Origin of the sequence: Vibrio sp. 10N.247.310.24 (assembly GCF_041467175.1) — a bacterium.
GTDB lineage: Bacteria > Pseudomonadota > Gammaproteobacteria > Enterobacterales > Vibrionaceae > Vibrio > Vibrio tasmaniensis_A.
The window spans coordinates 1-19,813 of the sequence record NZ_JBFSUD010000081.1; the positions used below are offsets into that span (position 1 = coordinate 1).

The window sequence follows — 19,813 nt, forward strand, 5'->3', positions numbered from 1 at the left end:
GGGATTATCTGCTAACTGCAAGATCGTTCAAGTCTTCTTAAACGATCGGCATTAACTCGATTGAGTGGCCTTTTGTTTATTACTTCACAGTGCTTACAAGCGGTTAAGCCTTATAGACCTTTAGTGTTATAAGCCTTGAACCCTATAGACCTTGCACGTATTGAGCGTTAGTACGAACTTCGACTAGCTGCTCTAGGTTCTGTTGTGAACCATCAACGCCGTCAATCAAACCTTGGAAGTGTTTGATCAACTCTACTTTGTCTTGTACTTCTTTCGAACCCGCGCCGATGTTGGTTAGGTCAATGAAGAACTCATCGAACAGACCAGAGAAATCCGTTACAACGTCATGGTTTAAGAACTGCTCGTGGTTGTAAATGCTTGGGTAGCCACCCTTCTGTTTATCAACCGCGAAAGAGATGCCTTTCACGTTGGTAATCGTGGTCGCTTTCTCACACTTCAACATACAACCGGCTTCAATGCTTGGCTTGTTACAACCCACGGTTCTTTGGAAGAAACACTGGCGGCTGGTCATCATCAAGATTGGGTGGTAGATGCTGTAGAACAGTTTGAAGTTCTCTGGGCGGCGAATATGACGAATCTGACCTTTGTTGATCTCGTTCGAAATGAAAGCACCAGCACAGTTCAGCTCTTCTTTCAGCGTAACCAGTGCGTGAGAGTTTGTGGTGTTCATGAACGGGCCTGCAACCCACTCAATTCCCATCTCGTAAGCTTTGTAAGCAATACCCGTGTTGTTGGTCACGATGCGAGCTGGCTTGATCTCTTCAAGGATACGAACTGCTTCGTCGTAATCTTTGCCGATCAATACGGCAGGGAACCAAGGAATCAAACGTGGGTTTGCTGCCAAGATATCGATGTACTTGTTACAACGCTTCTTGAAGCTTTCAGGCAGTTTGAAGTAAACATCCGCGTCAGTTACGTCACACAGGTGCAAATCTTCCACATCCGCGATAAGCATCGACATAGTTGGCTTCTCGTTCACCTTCGGTTGCTGAGGCAGTGCTGGCACTTCAACGTGCTTAATCACTTTCACAGAACCGTTTAAGATGAAATCGATTTCGTCTTTTAAGACCGACACTTCTTTCAAAGGAAGAATCAGACCTTCATCTAGGTTGTCGTAGTTACAGTTTTCAAGCGTATGAACAGCACTCTTCACTGATTTGAAACGCTTTTCAAGTAACGCCTGAGTAATCGCAGTCTCTTTAGCTGTTGCCAATAACGATTGAGATTGAAGCGTAAAGTTTTCTTTTGGTGTGTTCACTGTCACCGTAAATGGTTGACCCACCTTAGCGCTAAACGACAATGACACCGGTGTTTTACGAATATCAAGGAACTCGATCTTGTCGCGCATTTCACTGCCTAGGGCATTTTTCGCTTCATAAAGATCGCTGGTCACTTCTTGAATTTGTACCACTGAGATTTCATTGTTCTCTTTCGTCGCTTTATCAACGGCGTAGTTCATGCTGTTGTCACGAGGATTATCAATGAACATGTCTTTCGTTAGGTTGCCCTTAAGGAAAGAGTTGGTGAAATCACGGTTGAATACTTTGTGCAGGTTTGAATCGTCTTCGATCAACAAACCACTTTCTACAAAGCTATCAATCTGTTTGCGCCACGTATCAACGACTGTGTATACGTAATGTGCGCCTTTGATACGGCCTTCAACTTTCAATGAGTCGACTTTCGCGTCAACCAATTCAGGTAGGTCGTAGTACGCTGAATTATCTTTCAGGTTCAGTGGAAACTTGTTTCCTGCATCAGTGATTTCGTATTCATCACGACATGCTTGGCTACAACGGCCACGGTTACCTGAGTTACCCACACTTACTGAGCTTGAGTAACATTGGCCAGAGAATGCGATACACAAAGCACCGTGTACAAACACTTCGGTTAGAACATCGTGGTCGTGTGCTACTTCCGTCAGCATTTTGATTTCTGGCAGGTTCAATTCACGAGACAAGTTAACGCGTGTTGCGCCAATTTTAGACAAGAACTTAATCTGGCCTTCGTTGTGTGTCGTTAACTGAGTCGATGCGTGAACATCTAACGATGGGAAATGCTTTTTCACCAAATCAAACAAACCAAGATCTTGAACGATGATGCCGTCTAGTTTGGTGTTCACCAGTTGGTTCAGCAATTTAGTGATAGTCTTAATTTCATGCTCCAGCAGCACAACGTTAAGAGTTAGAAACACTTCACAGCCATATTCATGAGCAAGGCGAATCACACCATTCAACTCATCTAACGAAAGGTTAGAGGCTCTGTTACGAGCGTTGAAGGTGTCTAAACCACAATAAACCGCATTGGCACCGGCCACGATAGCGGCTTTAATCGCCTCGACATCGCCACCTGGGGCTAATAACTCAATCTTTCTGCTCATTTTTGAAGTCGCTCACTTACTTATAATTTTTAAGGCGCGTATTCTACCTACAACACGATCTCTTTACCACCTAACAACACTTTCCAAACTAAATGACCTCAATAATGCCAAACGAATTCGATTTACCTATCCTTTATTCTTTAAGACGCTGCCCTTACGCTATGCGAGGAAGGATGGGCATCGCACTATCACAGCAGAAAGTGTTACTTCGAGAAATTGTTACCAAAGATAAGCCTAGCGAACTATTGGCCAGTTCGCCAAAAGGCACTGTTCCAGTATTGGTATTGCCTGATGGTCAAATCATAGAACAGAGCTTAGATGTGATGAACTGGGCGCTTCAACAAAACGATCCTCAAGATCTTCTGCGCTTAAGCAATCCAATACTTAGCGAGCAAGTCCAACAACTCATCGAAACCAACGATGAAGAATTCATTGGTCACTTAGAGAAATACCGCGCTTCAGTGCGTTACCGAAACATCGATAGTGAACAACGCAGACAAGCCTGTGAAGGATTCATCAGCAAGTTAGAGGCATTACTCACCAATCAGCCTTATTTCTTTGGAGAAACGCCAAGCCTCGCCGACTTTGCTGTGATGCCGTTTGTTAGCCAGTTCGTAAGAGTCGAGAAGAAGTGGTTTGTGCAATCTGAATATCAGAACGTAGGACGTTGGTTAAGAGCGCACCTCGACAGTAAGCTCTACACCCAAGTCATGAAGCAATACCCTTTGTGGAATGAAACCAAGCAAGATTGTGTTTTTGGGTAGCATTAAGTCGCTATGAATTGCTGGAGATAACTCCATATTGCTGAAGATTGCCGAAGATGACTGAAAACAGTTCTAAATAAGCATAGACAGCTCTCTATTGTTATGAAAATCGTGACACTGAATCGCAAGCGATGCTATTGATGGCATATTAGATATCAACGAAAATCGCATTTCACTCAATCACAACGTTAGTTTGAAATGCGCTATGCCAAAAAACAAAGTAAACACATTCAACACACCTAACCCCGATTTTAAAGGGTTCGCGAAAGTTTCACTGTTAGTGGCCTTCTCGCTTGCCCTTTCAGGCTGTAGCGCGAAAAACAAAGCAACCAACACAAGCCCATCTGCTGCGCAGCAGAATCAAACCTACACGGCGAAAAGCTTCAATAAACCCAATAGCAAAGTTACGTTGATCCTCTCTTTTTCTGGTGGCGGCACACGAGCGGCTGCGCTCTCATATGGTGTGTTGCAAGCATTGCGCGACACCAACATCCAAGTAAATGGTGAAACGGTCAATCTGTTAGAAGAAGTTGATATGATCAGTTCGGTATCCGGTGGCAGCTTTACCGCCGCGTATTATGGTTTGTATGGTGACCAGATATTCGAAGATTACGAAGAAACGTTCCTTTATCACGAAGTCTCAAAAGATCTGTTCTCCATCCTTTTATCTCCGACTTATTGGTTCTCGTACGCCACCAGAACAGACAAAGCCACCGACTATTACAAAGCCAACATCTTCGGTGAAAGTACATTTGCCGACATGCACCGAGAAGATGCACCCTACATTGTTATTAACGCGACCGACATTTCAACGGGTTCGCGTTTTTCATTCACACAAGAGTATTTTGACCTCATATGTTCAGACTTGAACAGCTATTCAGTGTCCAGTTCGGTGACGGCTTCTTCTGCTGTGCCTTTCGTTTTCACACCTGTGGTACTAGAAAACAAAAATGACTGTGATAAATCAGAGCATTTACAACCCTCGTTTGAGGCCACAAGTTACCGCAACCGAAATCTGATCAAATCGCTAGAGTCCTATAGCAATAAGGATGATGTGAGTTATCTCCACCTTGTGGATGGCGGGATTACTGACAACCTCGGTTTGCTATCGGTATATGAGATGTCTGAATACTTGCGTTACAACGACAACGAAGAGTTGAAAAACTTGTACGATAACCAACACGCGCGCCCTATTGTCATCATTTCGGTTGATGCATCGACGACGCCAGAATCTGGCATTGGAGAGTCGATTGAAGCACCTTCCATGAAACAAACGGTGGATGTCATCACCGATATACAGTTGCATCGCTACAACGATACAACAAAAGATTTGATCGTTGACGAGTTGCAATCTTGGCAAGAACTGGCCTCTTATCAAGGTCGTAAGGTTTCACCCTACTTCATTGAGATCAGCTTGAATAAATCAGACAACAGCGCAAAGCGATATTTGCTCAATCAAATTCCGACGGACTTTATGATAGACAAAGAAAACGTCGACCTATTGATTGAAGAAGGTAACAAACAACTTGTTGCCGATCCGGAATTCCGAAACTTCTTATCATTTGAACGCAACAAATAATGCTAATCTAGTTGCTTATTAAAGCGCAATTTGGCAACTAAAGTTACGTCATAACTTCACCTTTACAAGGATCACTATGGAATTTGAAAACAACATCTTACATCTCGGGTCATTCTTTGCAGTGACCATGGGGATCGTGGTTCTATTTGTCGGACGAAGGCTGAATCAAGTCATCGGTTTTTTGAAAGAGTTCAGCATCCCTGAACCTGTCTCTGGTGGGATTTTGGCATCGCTTCTGTTCGCGGTTTTATACGCGACGACCTCAATCGAAGTGCAGTTTGATCTGTTTGCCCGCGATGTATTATTGGTCTACTTCTTTACCACGATTGGGATTAACTCAAGTTTGAAAGACCTGTTCAAAGGCGGAAAGCCCTTGGTGATTTTGCTAGCAATCACTATCTTCTTCATGATCATGCAGAACATCGTCGGTATTTCTGTCGCATCAATGTTTGGCCTAGAGCCTGTCTTTGGCCTGCTCAGCGGAAGTATTTCACTGATTGGCGGACATGGTACCGCGATTGCTTGGGCACCCAAGGTTGCAGAAGAATTCGGCCTAGAAAGCGCAATGGAAATTGGTATCGCCAGTGCAACGTTCGGGCTGATTTTAGCCAGCCTTATGGGCGGTCCTATTGCAAAGTTTCTCATCAAGCGTCATAACCTCAAACCTACCGATGAGCAATCAGGCTCAATCGATTCAAAGGCCAAAAAGCAACAACAAGCTCTCACATCATTTCAATTTTTGGACGCCGTATTAGCGATCCATATTTGTGTCATTGTCGGCGCGTTGCTTAATGAATTGATCAGTCAAACAGGATTACAACTTCCACTGTTCGTATCGTGTTTGTTTGCGGGTATCGTGATCACCAACGTAATGCCAGACTCCTACCCAAGAATCTCGGGCGCAAAATGGCCGACACGCTCGCCCGCTATCGACTTAATTGCTGAAATCTCTCTGGGTACATTTTTGGCGATGTCATTAATGAGCATGCAGCTTTGGACGCTCATTGACTTGGCGGGTCCTATCTTCGCGATATTGGCAATGCAGCTGCTACTGGCCGTGATAATCAATATCTTCATCGTGTTCCCATCAATGGGTAAGACCTATGATGCGGCTGTTGTATGTGCTGGGTTCGGAGGGATTTCGTTAGGTTCAACACCGACAGCCATGGCGAACATGTCGGCAGTAAGTCAGAAGTATGGGCATTCAGCACAAGCCTTCATCATCGTGCCATTGGTATGCGCGTTCTTCATTGATTTAGCGAACGCACTGATTATTCCTTACTTCATGAGAATGATGTAGCTGACCTTTGTTAACACGGTACACCACAATTTGTTAAAGCGGTGTACCGCAATTTATTTAGGCGGTATACCCCAATAAAAAGAGCCGCTCATACAGAGCGACTCTTTTACTAATGACTCAATTTGACTATCACTAACGACAACCCAAAGCTTATTGAATCGCTATCGAAATCTCGACTTCAGTTTCGCCTTTGTAAAATTCAAAGTCTGTCGTGTAAGTTCGAACATGTGGGCAATCTGCTGCGTTGAAGTACGCCCACACTTCGCCCCATAAATCGATGACCGCTTGAGGAAGTTCACCTTCAGCAGAAAACGTTAAGTATTTGCCTGCTTGTATTTCGGTTTCTACAAGCGCATCTAAATTGTTATCGGTAAGTGCATTGGTACATGCAATAACATCAAACTCACCAGTAAAATCCGATTGGTAATTGGTGTAGACACCATACACTTTTGAATCTGGTGTCAGCTTAGGAAAAGCTTGATCGAAAAAACCTTGCCATAATTGACCTATCTTTGCTTTTGTTGGATCAATCTCATCGGTATTAGTGGTTCTTACTGAAAACCCGTACGCCTTTACGGCTTCAATCGTTTCTACTTTCATTCGTTTTATTCCTAAGCCAATCGACGTTTTAACTATGTAAAATCTTAACTAATCTTGTATCTCTTTGTGGCCACACTTTTCACAGACAAGATGACGAGAAAACTCATCCATTGACGCGATAAACGGGCCAAGGAACCAACCTTTTATCATGCCTGCCCAAAACTCGCTTCGCTTTTGGTTAGGTTTGTCTGCAAACGCACTGGTCTTTCTGACCAACACAACAACGTGTTGTGTGTCTTCTCTGCACGCGGTGCAATAGCATTGTTCTATGGTGTTATTCATTTGAAAGCCTATGACGTTTTGAATGAAATTTGCTGAAAATGAGGATTGTTGACACAGACTTCTAGTGTGGAAAGATCAGTGAGTACGACAAGTTGTTCTATACCTTGAATACTGACCTTAATGCACTCTTCACGGCTATCATTGCGTTGAGTATCTAATCCGACACATTCAATCTGCTCGCCAGACTTCAGCGTTAATTTGATTGGGTATCGGTGCATACACACAATCTCAATATAATCGTAATCGTTGCAACTAATCATAATACCCCTCCAATTCATCCACCACGCTAATGCGACACGCCATACTATGCAATATGCATATAATCAATCATTTACCCAAATCACATTGATGCTCGTCCGAAACTAAACTTGCTTCTAAACCTACTTCTAAACTTAGCTTAATCCAGCTTAACCCATTCACGTTTCTTCTACTCACGCCTGCTTATTCTTTCATTGTTAAATAATAATCGAGAACAAAACAATGAAAACCATGAACCATTTACACGTGTTAGCTTTTTTAGGTTTAGTCGCTTCAATGATGACGTTTAATGCGAGTGCCGCCTCAGAAATCGATGCGAGGCACTTTGCCAATGGTAAAGCCAAATACACGCAGCTTTGTCAGGTGTGTCATGGCGACAAAGGACACGGTGATAGCCCCACTGCCGCTTCATTGCCACACAAGCCCGCCAATATCGCTAATAAACTAGGCGGCTTTTTTACCAGTCCAAGTTCTTTGGCAGATGACATTTTAGAAGGTAACGTAGAACAAGGTATGCCAGCGTGGAAAGGTGTTATCACAAAGCAAGACGCGTTAGATGTCTTGTCATATATAGATTCAATTCAGTAAATTTTCACTTGTTTGAGCATTCTTGTATAAACACCATGAGGGGCTACATTGTCACGCGTGGCTATATCGGGGACTGCGATTACTTGATCGCTTTCCAATAATGATAAAGCCCGTTGATATCTGAAGAGCACATCAACGACATCGCGCCTTTGATCTGTTCTTCGCTCCACTCCCACCATTTCATTTCTAACAACTGAGCAATCTCAGTGTCATCGAATCGATAACGGATATGACGTGCAGGGTTTGAACCGACAATCGAGTATGGCGCTACATCTTTCGTCACAACCGCTCTACTCGCGATAATCGCCCCGTCACCAACCTTAACACCACTCATGATCATCGCTTCTGTACCGATCCACACATCATTACCAATCACAGTATCGCCAGAGCGTTCAAAGCCGTCGATCGCACCTTCAAACTTCTCGTCGTCTTGATAGAAAAACGGGAAAGTGCTGACCCACTGATTTTGGTGGCCTTGGTTGCCCGCCATCATAAATACGGCACCTGAACCAATCGAGCAATAACTGCCGATGATCAACTTGTCGATGTCTGTTCTATCAGGCAGCAGATAACGTGCACAATCATCAAAGCTGTGATTGTGGTAATAACCTGAATAGTAGCTATGTTCGCCCACGATGATGTTTGGGTTGGTCACTTGTTCTTTCAGTGACTTTCCGACAAACGGGCTCTCAAAATAGTTTTTCATGTTTGTACTCTTAGTTTCGTTCTTTTAATTAGGTACTTTTGTTGCGTGTTTATGGTTTTAACAGGTTTATCTTAGTGTAAATGCCAACGTGCCCTAACGACCGCCTGCAATATCAATAAACGAACCGGTTACATACGAAGCTTCGTCTGATAATAACCATGCGATAGAGTTAGCCACCTCTTCTGGTGTGCCGCCTCGTTGTAACGGTAGCTGCGAAGCGAGTCTGTCTACGCGATCAGGCTCTCCGCCATCTGCGTGCATCTCAGTATAAATACAACCTGGCCTTACGCCATTCACTCGGATATTACGTGAAGCCAATTCAAGCGATAAGCCTTTAGTGAGTGAATCCATCGCACCTTTCGATGCTGCGTAATCCACGTACTCAAACGGTGCGCCCGTTCGCGAAGCCGCAGACGATACATTCACAATCGAACCCGCACCGTCAGCTTGTTTGATAAAGGCTTTACTGCAAAGGAAGCAGCTTGATACGTTCGATTTCATCACCTTTTCAAAGCGATCCAATTCGATGTCAACCAAAGGTGACTGAGTAAATAGAATCCCGGCATTATTGACCAAGTGAGTCACTGGACCTAGCTTGTTACGAGCAATCTCGAATAAGGATTTCACGTCCGATTCAACAGACACATCCGCACGCACGCTTATGGCGGTTCCGCCTTGTTCACGAATCTCGTTCACTAGATCTTCAGCTCGAGACTCATTGTGTATGAAGTTAACACATACAGCATAGCCTTTACTGGCCAACAATTTAGATGTCGCCGCGCCAATGCCTCGGCTCCCGCCTGTTACAATCACTACCTTGTTCAATGAAACCTCCTAATGCCACTTGTTTGTTATAACCTGATTATTCGATACGACCTGGTTTTTCGTTACAAACTGATCGTATCGACACAAACTAATTGTTCGATACAACCTGAATCCACTGCGATCGCCAAGCCGGCGCTTCGAATGGGTCTGGCCAAAACTCAGTTTGCTTTTGAATTAAGCCATCAACAACCGTGTGAAAGGTGATCACTCGGTCTTTCAATACACTGTCTGTAACCGAAACGTCCGTTACTACCGTATCACCTTCACAGACAATTGAATTGAGCGTGAACTCCCAAACACCATTGGCTGGGTATTCAGCATTGATTGCTGTGAAGTTGTCCCGCCCTACCGTCAATTCAGACGACTGCGGCCAATAGCCTTCAAAATCTGTGGCTAGCCATTCACTCGCCTTTGCAAAATCATTACTGCGCATTGCATCCCAAAGTCCTAATACCACTTGTTTTGGTGTCATTATTCTTCCTTAAAATCGTTCAGTTATAACGAATTTTCATACATAGCTATTTATGGACGTGAAGACATCGCTTTAAGCATGCTTAAACTATATACCTCTATGTATACTTACCGATGATCGTTAAAAGATCATCGACATGGTTAGCAATATAATCGGGCTTGGTTTGCCAATTTTCAGGTTTCGATCGGCTATAACCGGCAGCCACCGCAATCACTTTTGCGTTGTTACCCAATGCTGCTTCAATATTGCGAGCAAACTGTGTGTCCGCTTCATGGTCACCGATGTACATCAAACAAAGCTCGTTAGACTGATCGGCGCCAAATATGTTCTCAACACACTTCATGCCGCCAAACGGATGCGGTTTTTGATTACCATTCGATACATCGTCATAGCCAACTACTGACTTAAACAACTCACCGATACCGTAGCTATCGAGTACCGTTCGAATATTCAATTGAGAGTTTTGCGAGCAAATCCCATGAGGAAGGTGCGCGAACTGACTGATCACGGTTTCCATTCCCTCAAACAAGGCTACGGGAGTTTGATTTTGCTCTTGATGCTCTGCCCACATACCACCAGCGATCAACATTTCATCATGAGACATCCCATAATAGTCAACATACAAGGCTTGCCAGTTTTTAGCACCGTGGTTAGCTTCACGATAAAGCGCTTCGCTAAGCAAATATTTAGGTAAGTTGTCGCCTGACAAGTGTGGCGCAACTAAAGAGATAATGTCTTTGGTGATTGCGATATTCTTTGGAACGGAGTTGACTAAGGTTCCATCGTAATCCCACAGGATGGCATCTAACTTCATGGTGTATCTCGTTGTTTAAATTGACGATTTCAATTTATCACTTGAAACCCTATTGAGGGAAATCTTATTGTCTTGAATTTCGAAATTTGTCTAATAGGAGCAAAGCTAGAGAACAAACCGTTACTAGCAAACAAAAACCAAACAGCCTTTGCTCACATAACCTCTTTATCAATTGCAATATATCAGTATAATCCCCCGCTCTATAACGCTATCCAGCATTGGAAGAGCGTCATCCAAAATTTTAATGAGTACCCAATGTCGAAACTATTTTTCAAAGGCCGTATTGAAACAAGACAAAATCACGTTCTTGCAGGCTACAACGTAAACCGCGATGTTAAAGTGGGTACTGAAGAGTCACCAGTCAATGTAACGGTTCAAACTGACGCTCGCAAAACTGAAGTTGAAGCAATCGCTGCTGAACATTCAATCTTCGTGACTGTATCTGTGGATGCAGAGAAAGAAGAAAACACACTTGAGTTCGACACGTTGCTAAACAAGCCAAAAACAATGACGTTCGAAAAAACACCTAACCGTAACGATCCATGTTCTTGCGGTAGCGGTAAGAAATACAAGAAATGTTGTGCATAAGCACTTCTGATTCATGCTACTCATAGTGTGATTAAGATGATTGATTAAAACGGGCAGATCACCACGATCTGCCCGTTTTTTTTATGTCCAGAGTTGCTCATTTGGAAATATATTAGCTTTTAGAGAACATTAGCTTTTGCTCAACCATGATAAATCAACCAACATGCTGGTGAACTATTGGGTTATTTCGCTTTAGCCACTGTCGCTTCTGACAACTTACTTAGTACACCCGATATTTTTTGAATCACTTTGTCACAGCCATTGATCGCGTGACGCTCTACCAAGTAATTAGGATCGTTGTAAGACAACCATACTTTCTTATTGGAATCTTCCGTGACTAACACCTTCTGCGGTAAATCTATCGCGACTTCTTGAGCACATTGCATTAATGGTGTCCCTACTTTCGGGTTACCAAAGATGATGACTTCGGTTGGTCTCAATTCAAGATCGACCTTACTCGCGTTTTTCTGATGGTCGATTCTCGCAAACAAGGTCAATCCTTTGCTTTTGGCGATTTCTTCAAAGCGGTCAGCGGTCTCTTTCACTGAGTAATTACTTTGATATTTAATCAAACCATCAGAAGCCGTAGCTGAAAATGATGCCGAGAGTAAAATGGCGCATAGTGGTAGTAATTTTTTCATCGTCACCTCTGAGATTTAACCTAATCAAACTTACATTCGTAGCGCCACTTCTAAAATCAGCGACGTAACCCATGTCAGTATAGACACGTTTCCATTCTCAATTTGCAGAGAGGATCACTTTTCTAATGCGTCTTATTATCAGCAGTTGAGATAGGAATTGTTTCAAAAGCTAAACACATGATCAGTGCCACGACTTAGTCCCACACTTTTCACACTGGTATTCGTAATCACTGTCGACATAAAAACCGGGAACATTATGGTCACCTTTAAACAATAACGTCATCAGGTACTCCATCAACACGCCTAGTTTCCATTGTTTCTTTTCAGATTCCGCTTCCGCTTTAGATTGAGCATCGGAAGCGTTAACAGCAAGGTGCGGGGTAAGTGCGTTGCACTGCTCACAGTGATAAGGGTGTTTAATATATTTATTATTAAGCATTTATATAAGCCATCTAGCATTTATAAAGTTGACGAATACTAACAACTTATCACTCGGTTCTCGAACTCATTGTTGTCCTTTAGAGTTTTATTAGAAAGAAATGAGACACGAGATAATACCATGTGCCATGTATCTACTTTTATTGGCATTGCGCAGAACAAAAAGAGTAACCGTGTATCGTTTGAAATTTAGTTAAGCGCTTTAATTAGAACCGTGTATTTCCACAGGTTTGCTTCATCTTCTCCGAGCTCGATACTTGCTTCCCCACCCTCTTTATCAAGAATAAAAACAGGCATCTGTCCGCTAGACTCTCCATTTTCATAATCGCATGACATTTTGGCTTCCAGTAGAATAGCGTTAGCTTCATGCTTAGAAAGAACACCCGAATAAACGCATTCTTCAGTTTGAGATGAGACTTCCTGTCCGAAAGAGTCGAACTTAAAGGTTGGGAAGTTGAGTTTTGATTCAGAATCCTCGACAGTGATCGACACTTGGTAATCGATAGCTTCAATATTGTTATCGGTTGCAAATACACAACCGGAAACGCCAAGTAACAATACAGCTAAAGCAGTGGTTTTCATGTGGTTCTTATTCCTTCAACAATGGGCTTGCTACTCTGAAGTAACACTATGAATTCCCGGGTTTAATTTAAACGTTGTTAGGTGAAACTTGTTTGCCATTACTTGGCAAGATAGCTAACTTTTACTTTAATAGCCCTTTGTCCGCAGCACCTTCAAGTTGCACTTCTAGTTCTTTCCATAGAGCACGACTGCCTTTAGAGATACGCTCGCCATTAAAGGTCAGTACTTTGTCTTTGGATATGTTGTGCTTCTTCCAGCTGTGACCATCACCATGGATGTTATGAAGCAAAGGTGGCACTCTATCGATCGCCTTACCAAATCTGGCTTCCGGTGACTCACCCGCTTCGAACTCAAGCCATAAATCCAAATACTCGGTTCTTAAATGGCTTGGCAATGATTTCAGCAAGCGCTCAACACAGTCTCTCTCTTTGAGTTTGTTTTCTTCGGTTTCACTGGCATAAATGATGGTGTCTCCTGCATCGATTTCCCCAAGGTCATGTATCAGTAACATCTTCATCACTCGCGTAATATCGATTTGTTCATTGGCATAGTCTTTCAACATAAGAGCGCTCAAACAGACGTGCCAACTGTGCTCAGCGGAGTTTTCATATCGATCCAATCCAACTGGTTTTGTCTGTCGATGAACATCCTTTAATTGTTCAATTTCGACCATGAATTTCAGAATGCCTTTGATTTCTTCCACGATGAGCTTCCTTTAATTGAGCTTGAGCAACACACGAATGAGCCTTAGCTTATCTACCTGTTAGCCATAGGGTGTTCAGGGTTTAACTGAAGGAGATCCCACAAGTTACCGTAAAGATCTTCAAACACAGCAACGGTACCGTAGCCTTGCTCTTTAGGCTCTCGGACAAAGTTAATGCCCAAAGACGTCATGCGCTCGTAATCACGCCAGAAATCATCGGTGTTTAAGAATAGGAATACGCGTCCGCCAGTTTGGTTGCCGATGAAATCGTATTGCTCTGGCTTGGAAGCTCTAGCAAGTAACAGGCTCACACCTGTTGAATTTGGTGGAGCAACAACAACCCAGCGTTTATCTTCTTCTGGTAGATACGTGTCTTCGATGAGATCAAACTTAAGCTTGTTTACATAGAAATCAAGCGCTTCATCGTAGTCTTTTACCACGAGTGCAATGTGGACAATATTCTGTTTCATAACATACCTTGTTGGGGTTTTAGCTGCGTGGAATGATGCCATGAAGCAAGCAAAGACACTAGGTGTTCACGCTTAGTTTGGTGTTATGGCTAAACCATTCCAAAAAGTACTCATGTTTTAGTTGCTAGCAAAGCACCGCAAGTCGCCAAAAAGCCACCTGATAATCTGTTCAATAGCATCTTTGCTGAGCGCCCTTGAAATACAAAACGAGCTTTAGAGGCAGTGCAAGCATAGAGACTCAATACTCCACCTACAGCTACAGTTGAAATCACCAAAATCATCATCACATCTGTTGTGGTAAATGTTTTTAGGTCTATGAATGCGGGAAAGAAACCCATGTAAAACAAAATCGCCTTTGGGTTTGAAACTGTCATCAATAAGCCGATAGTCACGCTTGAGGCTTTCGTTCCTTGCTCCGAAGATGTACTCGATGATTCACTAACATCTGACGTCCATGTTGTGTAAGCCAACCAAAACAAATAGGTAACGCCTACATATTTAATTACCTTAGCAAATTCACCCATTGCGCTAGCTAAAGCTGATAAACCAGACAAAGCTAAGAATATAAAAATGTAATCCGCGATTAGTACGCCAAGCACCACTAACAAGCCTTGTTTCCAACCAAAGCTTAGAGACCTCGACAGAACTGCGAGAACGCTGGGTCCCGGTATGGCTGCAGATAGTAACATCGCAACAAATAGAGCTATTCCTGATGTAATTGACATGATCCCTCCCTAGATCGTTTGTCGTTCGACAATTAACCTATTTATGTGACTAAACGATTTGACCGCGCATAATAAATTGCGGGCCTGCTGCGCCACCTAAATACTGTTCATTGGTATCTTCGAAGCTGCCTTTCTTATAACAGTTGAATGCTGCGGGATTTTTGCAATTCACGGTTAAGTAAATCAACTCATACGCTGAGTAATTCGCTTTTAAATATGGAAACAAAGCTTTGACCGTGCCCCTTCCTAAACCTTTACCTTGCTGGTTTTTATCAAGCACAAAAGCTCTTAAGCCAATACTTCCTTCAGGGCAGAATTCGTAGTGCTCTGCGTAAGCGATATCCAGCTTAAAGAAACCAACAACTTCGTTATCAGACTTAATCACGTGCAAGTGCGTCGTTTCACTGCCGTCTAATAAAAACTCTGCAGCTGTACCAGCGAACTTAACCTGTTCATCGGCGAGTTGGATGGCCTGAACTAACGCCACATGTGATTCTTGAAGCCTTTCAATAGTTATCATTGTTGTTCCTTCTGTATAACACGCACGAAAAACCGACTAGAGCTCATCGCTAGTATCTCGAGAACCGTAGATTGGGAAGTTGATATTAAGAACGTTATCGTCCTCAAGCGTGAATAGAACACTTCCATTCTCTACACCAGTTTCGTTCCTATCTGAACAACCTAGAAACAGCTCCCAATCAAACGAGTATTGAAGTCGGTATTGATTCGCATTGATGTGTAGAACGCCTTTGATGTTAATTCCGTTCACCACGTGCGCCATATCATTGATGTATGACAGATCAGGGATTAACTTTTCTTCAAAATCACTCTTATGCTCTGTTAAGAAATTGAGCAGCTCAGAACATAACTCGGAGCCTTGAATCAATGGTTTAGACAGACTAAAAAACAACATTTCTAAATACTCCAAGGATTGTTTTGATATTGGGAAGATGCGTGCGAACCTGTTACAAATTAACGCTCAGCCAACACTAACCTTTAAGGCTAAACGTTACTATTATCCGAGCTATTAAACGAGTACATTCGAACTTCATCTCGAGGAAACCAGCCCAATTTTTCGTAAAACTGTTGAGCGTTGATGTTGTCGTTATAGACAAACAAGTGGGTCTTCGGGATGCCTAACCCTGCAAGTGCGTTGACCGCCTCTGCGACAAGCTTACAACCTAACTTTTGTCCTCTAAAGTTGGCCGAGACAGCTAAATGTTGTAAATACCCACGACGTCCATCCGTTCCTACTAACACAGCGCCAATGATCTCGTTGTTACTTTCAGCCACAAAACTCAGGCCAGGGTTACGATCTAAATAGCTCGCAATGCTTTCTTTCGAATCGGCATCGCGAATACTCATGCCTTCTGTCTGGCACCACAACGCGATCACTGAGTCGTAGTCTGAAATTGCCATTTCCCGAATGTTGACCACTCTACTCTCCTTGTTTATACGGGTACTTAGTTAGCCGTGTTTCTCGTAATAAATGAGTAGCTAATAATACTTATGTGTTAACGAATATCTTGGCAGAACCTAAAGAGATAACCGTCAGGAGTTTGAACGATGAACTGCTTCTGAGTCGCGATCGAACCCCCACATTGATAAGACTTCGACTCTAACGCTAAGTAAATAGAATCAGCGGCGCTTTCGTTAACTCTCTGATAAAGTGGTTCGATATCGATAACATCCCATTGAAAGTTAACGCCACGCCCTAAAGGAAATTCCAGGTCACCTGAAAGCCATTTTCGACTTTTGCCCGCAATCCCTTCAAGCATCACATCAACACCATCAAGCGTTAGATAAACAAACTCTTCATCTGGGCGCTCGTATTTCACTTCAAATCCCAACACATCGACAAAGAAGGATTGGCTCACATTAATATCGAAACAATAAAGCTCTGGAACTACTCGTAATGTCATCATTGATCCTTTAGTCATTCAATTAAATATATGAGGAGAATCTGTTTTACTAAGCTAGCTTCCCAAGGATGACCGGATCGCTCAACAGATTCGTCAGAGGAAGAAACAATGGCTCAGGTAACTCATCGAGCTTAAACCATTTCCACTGCTTACATTTATCAGGTTCTGTTATCTCTGGTTCGCCGCTAGCGTCAGAAGCAACAACAAACAGCGTTATATAGTGCTTGTTCTCTTTCTCAAAAATATCATTGGTAAAAGAAAGCTTCTCAAATGCACTAACAACTAAACCAGTCTCTTCGAGTGTTTCGCGTTTGGCACACTCTTCGATACTTTCACCCCACTCAAGGTGTCCGCCCGGCGTTGCCCACGTATGAGCCCCATGAGAACCAATTCGTTCTCCAAGTAGTACTCGTCCTTCACGTAGAATAACCGCAGCGACACCTACTCTTACTTCCTGACTCACTTAAAACTCCTTAATTCTTACCAAGTGACAAACGTACAGCTAAGGTTTGACCAACGCTACACATGAATACGCCGACCTGTCGGCATTGCTTCCAAACGCTCGCCTAATACTTCTTTCAACAGGCCATAAGCTTTCTTGCCTGTGCAGTGCCCTGTATACAGTTTATCAATGGGGTATTGAGACAACGTCAATCCAAGATCTCTAATGTCTTGCTTTGTGCCACCAATACTATTCAATAATGGTAACCCCACTAGATGAAAGCCCCCGACAACGGCTTTTATTCTCGCTCCTGGGAACATAGCAACCGCTGTTTCAACCATATTGAGAACGCCACTATGCGCACAACCAGTAAATATAACTAAACCGTCTGACTCTTTAACCACTAACAGTAATTCATGATCAAATGAGTCGCGCTCCTGTCGATTCTTCGACTGTGTATAAAGGTATTTATTACCCTTAGGTTGTTCGTGTTTCACGCTAATATCTGTGATAGCAAAGACATTTGGGGCGATCTCAGTCGTACGATTAACGAAGACTAACCGCTCGTTGCTGTTTTCTAGTAAGTCCGGATTGATCCCGACATCACTTTTGAAACCGAAAGCCCGGAAATGATAGCTTTTCTGTTCGCAATTTTTCAGAAACACTTTGGCTTTAGAGTTATGAGCAACAAAATCAGCGGTGCCATTACAATGATCATGATGCCTGTGCGATATGACAGCGATGTCTACATCTTTGATATCAATACCCAGTAATGGTGCGTTTTGACAAAACGTATCGCCACTTCCCATATCGAACAAGATCTTTAGCGATTCAGTTTCAATATGCAGTGATAGTCCGCGCTCAACGGCTAGATCTTTCCTATTATCCAGTCGAGAGTTATCAACCAGCGTCGTTATTTTCATAGTTCTCTTTTTATGTGATCACGAATCGTACATTGTCCAACGGAAATAAGGTCTTTGACCATCCATTCGCTCAACCTCTGCACCCAACCTTTTGTAGAAATCATGCGCTTTCTTATTATGTGGACTTGCCGTCCATGAGATGTGAGAGGCATATGATGACTCCGCTTGTGACTTTAAAGCCAACATAAGTTCACGGCCATACCCTTTTGATCTTTGATTTCCTGTAACCAATAGGTCGTCAAGCCAGATTGATGGCTCTCCACTGAAGGATGAATATCGATAGTGATACAGTGCGAAGCCAAAAGGCTCACAATTCCGTTCCAATATTAATGCATGAGCAAATGCGTAATCACCAAATAATGTGCGTTCGATTTTCTCTATAGTTGTCGAGATTTCGCCACTAAACCCTTTCATACTCCGGTCAAAGTCAGCTTTTTGTTCAATAAACTCTAACAAGACACTTGAGTCTTCTTTCGTCGCAGTCCGTACGATCACTCTCTTCTCCATGGATGAATTTATTCGTTGTCGCCTAACGCCTGTTAATTGATGAAAATGCCACGCGTTACAAATCAACTTGTAGCACTACTTAAGTTTTTTGTTTCGCAGACGTTATTGCTTGCGCTATTTTAGCCCTATGACTCGTTTCCCACTCAGCGAGTGTTAATGAAGCTTCGTCACTTGCTTTCTTTGAAGCCATTAAAAACACTTCGTCTTTCTTTGATTTAGGAATAACGACAATACCTTCTGCATCAGCAACAATGATATCTCCCGTAGAGACCTTTGCTCCCCCGCAAGTGATCGGAGCGCCCAATTCAGAATAGATCTCTTTCTTTCCCGGTACTGGATGAACACCTTTCGCAAAAACTGGAAACTTCATATCTGAAATTTCAGTCAAATCTCGAATGACACCATCAATAATAAAACCTTTGATACCTCGACTCTTAGCGACTGCGCATACATTACCGCCGGCTACTGCATATTCGCTATCAACTCCATCCACTACAATGATGGAACCTTCTGGTGCTTCGTATATGGCTGAATGAAGCATTAAATTATCACCAGACGTTAGCTGGACAGTAAACGCTTCTCCACAAATTCGTGGCATTCCCTGCCAAAGAGGACCAATACTAAAATTAATAAAGTGGTCGTTACTTAGTATGTTTCCGTAATCGGTTGTCGCAAGTTTTGAAAAGTCTGACTTCATATTTTCACTCCATGTTTGAACTAATCCTCACGCCAAACAAAGGTGTGACGCACGCTTGTCATTCAATGATATAGAGCTAACTCAAAGATAACGTTGACCTCGGACTCAGCTCTACAAAAAGATCTATTCCTGCGACTCGGTAGCTTCATATCTGTTACGAAAGGAAATTATTGTGACGCTACCGATTAACTTAAGTACAGACGCCGGAGAGACTAAACTCAACTAAAAGTAACTAGGGTTGGTAATTAGAAATAAGCACTCAACTATATGTAATTTTCAATATATTCACTAATTGACTCAGTAGCCTCAAACGAAGAACTAATTGGTAATTTTAGATTCAGTTGTTCAATACCAACGGCCATAGAGCCATTTTCTGACTCAAACTCTTCCCAACGGATCTTTCTTACTTTTGTTACAGCTTTTGCAGCTAGTAAGAGTCGAGCGAACTCTGCAGGACTATAGCCTTGCGTCTCAGCAATAAAATGCTGCTTTTCTAAGGTTCGGCCTTGCGCCAAAAGTAGATAGAACTTCGCAAAGTGCTTATGAGGTCTCGATAGTCTTTCGAACAGTACTGACTACCTCGATCGCT

Annotated in this window: 27 protein-coding genes and 1 pseudogene; 5 read left to right on the forward strand and 23 right to left on the reverse strand. The window is 42.9% G+C overall.

All coding sequences use genetic code 11. The annotated features are described in order from the left end of the window. Positions 1–142 precede the first annotated feature (142 nt). Complete coding sequence (locus tag AB6E08_RS19040) at positions 143–2,398, reverse strand: peptidase U32 family protein (protein WP_372067466.1); 2,256 nt, start codon at positions 2,396–2,398, stop codon at positions 143–145. Positions 2,399–2,502: 104 nt separating this feature from the next. On the opposite strand from AB6E08_RS19040, the gene AB6E08_RS19045 reads away from it, so the two are divergent. The 3 genes from AB6E08_RS19045 (at position 2,503) to gltS (ending at position 6,041) form a co-directional block, all read left to right on the forward strand. After that, positions 2,503–3,162 carry a glutathione S-transferase gene (locus tag AB6E08_RS19045; protein WP_371708312.1) on the forward strand — a complete coding sequence of 220 codons (660 nt, stop codon included), beginning with the start codon at positions 2,503–2,505 and terminating at the stop codon, positions 3,160–3,162. 205 nt (positions 3,163–3,367) lie between these two features. Beyond that, on the forward strand, positions 3,368–4,741 hold the full coding sequence (locus tag AB6E08_RS19050) for a patatin-like phospholipase family protein (RefSeq protein WP_017099907.1): 1,374 nt from the start codon (positions 3,368–3,370) through the stop codon (positions 4,739–4,741). A 76-nt stretch (positions 4,742–4,817) separates the two neighbouring features. After that, positions 4,818–6,041 carry a sodium/glutamate symporter gene (gene gltS / locus AB6E08_RS19055; RefSeq protein WP_017099906.1) on the forward strand — a complete coding sequence of 408 codons (1,224 nt, stop codon included), beginning with the start codon at positions 4,818–4,820 and terminating at the stop codon, positions 6,039–6,041. A 150-nt stretch (positions 6,042–6,191) separates the two neighbouring features. On the opposite strand, the gene AB6E08_RS19060 is transcribed toward gltS, so the two are convergent. Genes AB6E08_RS19060 through AB6E08_RS19070 form a run of 3 tightly spaced genes read right to left on the reverse strand, consistent with a single transcriptional unit; the run spans position 6,192 to position 7,183 of the window. After that, positions 6,192–6,641, reverse strand: a complete 450-nt coding sequence (locus AB6E08_RS19060; RefSeq protein WP_029225367.1) for a GyrI-like domain-containing protein — start codon at positions 6,639–6,641, stop codon at positions 6,192–6,194. 48 nt (positions 6,642–6,689) lie between these two features. After that, entirely contained in the window at positions 6,690–6,923 is a 234-nt protein-coding gene (locus AB6E08_RS19065; RefSeq protein ID WP_004733848.1) for a hypothetical protein, read from the reverse strand. Between the two features lie 8 nt (positions 6,924–6,931). After that, entirely contained in the window at positions 6,932–7,183 is a 252-nt protein-coding gene (locus tag AB6E08_RS19070) for a Rho-binding antiterminator (RefSeq protein ID WP_029225366.1), read from the reverse strand. 220 nt (positions 7,184–7,403) lie between these two features. On the opposite strand from AB6E08_RS19070, the gene AB6E08_RS19075 reads away from it, so the two are divergent. After that, positions 7,404–7,769, forward strand: coding sequence for a cytochrome c (locus AB6E08_RS19075; protein WP_372067473.1), 366 nt, complete (start codon positions 7,404–7,406; stop codon positions 7,767–7,769). Positions 7,770–7,848: 79 nt separating this feature from the next. Here the strand turns inward: AB6E08_RS19075 and catB are convergent, their stop codons facing one another. The 4 genes from catB to AB6E08_RS19095 form a co-directional block, all read right to left on the reverse strand. Further along, positions 7,849–8,475 (reverse strand): type B chloramphenicol O-acetyltransferase, encoded by a 627-nt coding sequence (gene catB, locus AB6E08_RS19080; RefSeq protein ID WP_017099903.1) that lies wholly within the window; start codon positions 8,473–8,475, stop codon positions 7,849–7,851. 93 nt (positions 8,476–8,568) lie between these two features. Then, on the reverse strand, positions 8,569–9,300 hold the full coding sequence (locus tag AB6E08_RS19085; RefSeq protein WP_009846813.1) for a glucose 1-dehydrogenase: 732 nt from the start codon (positions 9,298–9,300) through the stop codon (positions 8,569–8,571). An 88-nt stretch (positions 9,301–9,388) separates the two neighbouring features. Next, positions 9,389–9,772, reverse strand: coding sequence for a nuclear transport factor 2 family protein (locus AB6E08_RS19090; RefSeq protein ID WP_372067477.1), 384 nt, complete (start codon positions 9,770–9,772; stop codon positions 9,389–9,391). Between the two features lie 97 nt (positions 9,773–9,869). Further along, the gene (locus AB6E08_RS19095) at positions 9,870–10,586 is read right to left on the reverse strand and encodes an HAD family hydrolase (protein WP_017099901.1); all 717 of its coding nucleotides are present in this window, start codon (positions 10,584–10,586) and stop codon (positions 9,870–9,872) included. Positions 10,587–10,841: 255 nt separating this feature from the next. Here AB6E08_RS19095 and AB6E08_RS19100 point away from each other — a divergent pair, with 255 nt between their 5' ends. After that, positions 10,842–11,174, forward strand: a complete 333-nt coding sequence (locus tag AB6E08_RS19100) for a PBPRA1643 family SWIM/SEC-C metal-binding motif protein (RefSeq protein WP_009846816.1) — start codon at positions 10,842–10,844, stop codon at positions 11,172–11,174. 182 nt (positions 11,175–11,356) lie between these two features. Here AB6E08_RS19100 and AB6E08_RS19105 read toward each other — a convergent pair whose 3' ends face one another. From AB6E08_RS19105 to AB6E08_RS19175, 15 genes and pseudogenes are all read right to left on the reverse strand, one after another. Further along, positions 11,357–11,815 (reverse strand): DUF302 domain-containing protein, encoded by a 459-nt coding sequence (locus tag AB6E08_RS19105; RefSeq protein WP_009846817.1) that lies wholly within the window; start codon positions 11,813–11,815, stop codon positions 11,357–11,359. A 181-nt stretch (positions 11,816–11,996) separates the two neighbouring features. Continuing rightward, a complete protein-coding gene (locus tag AB6E08_RS19110) occupies positions 11,997–12,254 on the reverse strand; it encodes a hypothetical protein (RefSeq protein WP_017099899.1) in 258 nt (85 codons plus the stop codon). 188 nt (positions 12,255–12,442) lie between these two features. After that, positions 12,443–12,835, reverse strand: a complete 393-nt coding sequence (locus AB6E08_RS19115) for a hypothetical protein (RefSeq protein WP_009846819.1) — start codon at positions 12,833–12,835, stop codon at positions 12,443–12,445. A gap of 121 nt (positions 12,836–12,956) precedes the next feature. Beyond that, positions 12,957–13,538 carry an HD domain-containing protein gene (locus AB6E08_RS19120; protein WP_017099898.1) on the reverse strand — a complete coding sequence of 194 codons (582 nt, stop codon included), beginning with the start codon at positions 13,536–13,538 and terminating at the stop codon, positions 12,957–12,959. A gap of 53 nt (positions 13,539–13,591) precedes the next feature. Beyond that, entirely contained in the window at positions 13,592–14,008 is a 417-nt protein-coding gene (locus AB6E08_RS19125; protein ID WP_029225365.1) for a VOC family protein, read from the reverse strand. 110 nt (positions 14,009–14,118) lie between these two features. Then, positions 14,119–14,733 carry a LysE family translocator gene (locus tag AB6E08_RS19130; protein ID WP_017099896.1) on the reverse strand — a complete coding sequence of 205 codons (615 nt, stop codon included), beginning with the start codon at positions 14,731–14,733 and terminating at the stop codon, positions 14,119–14,121. Positions 14,734–14,782: 49 nt separating this feature from the next. Next, on the reverse strand, positions 14,783–15,253 hold the full coding sequence (locus AB6E08_RS19135; RefSeq protein WP_372067484.1) for an N-acetyltransferase family protein: 471 nt from the start codon (positions 15,251–15,253) through the stop codon (positions 14,783–14,785). 36 nt (positions 15,254–15,289) lie between these two features. Beyond that, a complete protein-coding gene (locus AB6E08_RS19140) occupies positions 15,290–15,646 on the reverse strand; it encodes a hypothetical protein (protein ID WP_372067487.1) in 357 nt (118 codons plus the stop codon). An 89-nt stretch (positions 15,647–15,735) separates the two neighbouring features. Further along, a complete protein-coding gene (locus tag AB6E08_RS19145) occupies positions 15,736–16,170 on the reverse strand; it encodes a GNAT family N-acetyltransferase (protein ID WP_017078753.1) in 435 nt (144 codons plus the stop codon). Positions 16,171–16,247: 77 nt separating this feature from the next. Next, positions 16,248–16,655 carry a VOC family protein gene (locus AB6E08_RS19150; protein ID WP_009846826.1) on the reverse strand — a complete coding sequence of 136 codons (408 nt, stop codon included), beginning with the start codon at positions 16,653–16,655 and terminating at the stop codon, positions 16,248–16,250. A 49-nt stretch (positions 16,656–16,704) separates the two neighbouring features. Further along, positions 16,705–17,118 (reverse strand): NUDIX hydrolase, encoded by a 414-nt coding sequence (locus AB6E08_RS19155; RefSeq protein ID WP_372044251.1) that lies wholly within the window; start codon positions 17,116–17,118, stop codon positions 16,705–16,707. Positions 17,119–17,174: 56 nt separating this feature from the next. Next, the gene (locus AB6E08_RS19160) at positions 17,175–18,020 is read right to left on the reverse strand and encodes an MBL fold metallo-hydrolase (RefSeq protein ID WP_372044250.1); all 846 of its coding nucleotides are present in this window, start codon (positions 18,018–18,020) and stop codon (positions 17,175–17,177) included. A gap of 18 nt (positions 18,021–18,038) precedes the next feature. Then, positions 18,039–18,527 carry an N-acetyltransferase family protein gene (locus AB6E08_RS19165; protein ID WP_372044249.1) on the reverse strand — a complete coding sequence of 163 codons (489 nt, stop codon included), beginning with the start codon at positions 18,525–18,527 and terminating at the stop codon, positions 18,039–18,041. Between the two features lie 79 nt (positions 18,528–18,606). After that, the gene (locus tag AB6E08_RS19170; protein WP_017099889.1) at positions 18,607–19,224 is read right to left on the reverse strand and encodes an RraA family protein; all 618 of its coding nucleotides are present in this window, start codon (positions 19,222–19,224) and stop codon (positions 18,607–18,609) included. A 263-nt stretch (positions 19,225–19,487) separates the two neighbouring features. Next, a pseudogene (locus AB6E08_RS19175) lies at positions 19,488–19,757 on the reverse strand (NAD(P)-dependent oxidoreductase); the annotation flags it as partial. Between the last annotated feature and the right edge of the window lie 56 nt (positions 19,758–19,813).

Excerpts from the sequence above, each read along its gene's own strand:
- AB6E08_RS19065 (WP_004733848.1), bottom strand. The coding sequence starts at position 6,923 with ATGAATAACACCATAGAACAATGCTATTGCACCGCGTGCAGAGAAGAC.
- AB6E08_RS19110 (WP_017099899.1), bottom strand. The coding sequence starts at position 12,254 with ATGCTTAATAATAAATATATTAAACACCCTTATCACTGTGAGCAGTGC.
- AB6E08_RS19045 (WP_371708312.1), top strand. The coding sequence starts at position 2,503 with ATGCCAAACGAATTCGATTTACCTATCCTTTATTCTTTAAGACGCTGC.
- AB6E08_RS19130 (WP_017099896.1), bottom strand. The coding sequence starts at position 14,733 with ATGTCAATTACATCAGGAATAGCTCTATTTGTTGCGATGTTACTATCT.
- AB6E08_RS19135 (WP_372067484.1), bottom strand. The coding sequence starts at position 15,253 with ATGATAACTATTGAAAGGCTTCAAGAATCACATGTGGCGTTAGTTCAG.
- AB6E08_RS19060 (WP_029225367.1), bottom strand. The coding sequence starts at position 6,641 with ATGAAAGTAGAAACGATTGAAGCCGTAAAGGCGTACGGGTTTTCAGTA.
- AB6E08_RS19170 (WP_017099889.1), bottom strand. The coding sequence starts at position 19,224 with ATGAAGTCAGACTTTTCAAAACTTGCGACAACCGATTACGGAAACATA.
- AB6E08_RS19150 (WP_009846826.1), bottom strand. The coding sequence starts at position 16,655 with ATGACATTACGAGTAGTTCCAGAGCTTTATTGTTTCGATATTAATGTG.
- catB (WP_017099903.1), bottom strand. The coding sequence starts at position 8,475 with ATGAAAAACTATTTTGAGAGCCCGTTTGTCGGAAAGTCACTGAAAGAA.
- AB6E08_RS19070 (WP_029225366.1), bottom strand. The coding sequence starts at position 7,183 with ATGATTAGTTGCAACGATTACGATTATATTGAGATTGTGTGTATGCAC.
- AB6E08_RS19115 (WP_009846819.1), bottom strand. The coding sequence starts at position 12,835 with ATGAAAACCACTGCTTTAGCTGTATTGTTACTTGGCGTTTCCGGTTGT.
- AB6E08_RS19125 (WP_029225365.1), bottom strand. The coding sequence starts at position 14,008 with ATGAAACAGAATATTGTCCACATTGCACTCGTGGTAAAAGACTACGAT.
- AB6E08_RS19140 (WP_372067487.1), bottom strand. The coding sequence starts at position 15,646 with ATGTTGTTTTTTAGTCTGTCTAAACCATTGATTCAAGGCTCCGAGTTA.
- AB6E08_RS19090 (WP_372067477.1), bottom strand. The coding sequence starts at position 9,772 with ATGACACCAAAACAAGTGGTATTAGGACTTTGGGATGCAATGCGCAGT.
- AB6E08_RS19160 (WP_372044250.1), bottom strand. The coding sequence starts at position 18,020 with ATGAAAATAACGACGCTGGTTGATAACTCTCGACTGGATAATAGGAAA.
- AB6E08_RS19075 (WP_372067473.1), top strand. The coding sequence starts at position 7,404 with ATGAAAACCATGAACCATTTACACGTGTTAGCTTTTTTAGGTTTAGTC.
- AB6E08_RS19050 (WP_017099907.1), top strand. The coding sequence starts at position 3,368 with ATGCCAAAAAACAAAGTAAACACATTCAACACACCTAACCCCGATTTT.
- AB6E08_RS19165 (WP_372044249.1), bottom strand. The coding sequence starts at position 18,527 with ATGGAGAAGAGAGTGATCGTACGGACTGCGACGAAAGAAGACTCAAGT.
- AB6E08_RS19100 (WP_009846816.1), top strand. The coding sequence starts at position 10,842 with ATGTCGAAACTATTTTTCAAAGGCCGTATTGAAACAAGACAAAATCAC.
- AB6E08_RS19105 (WP_009846817.1), bottom strand. The coding sequence starts at position 11,815 with ATGAAAAAATTACTACCACTATGCGCCATTTTACTCTCGGCATCATTT.
- AB6E08_RS19040 (WP_372067466.1), bottom strand. The coding sequence starts at position 2,398 with ATGAGCAGAAAGATTGAGTTATTAGCCCCAGGTGGCGATGTCGAGGCG.
- AB6E08_RS19095 (WP_017099901.1), bottom strand. The coding sequence starts at position 10,586 with ATGAAGTTAGATGCCATCCTGTGGGATTACGATGGAACCTTAGTCAAC.
- gltS (WP_017099906.1), top strand. The coding sequence starts at position 4,818 with ATGGAATTTGAAAACAACATCTTACATCTCGGGTCATTCTTTGCAGTG.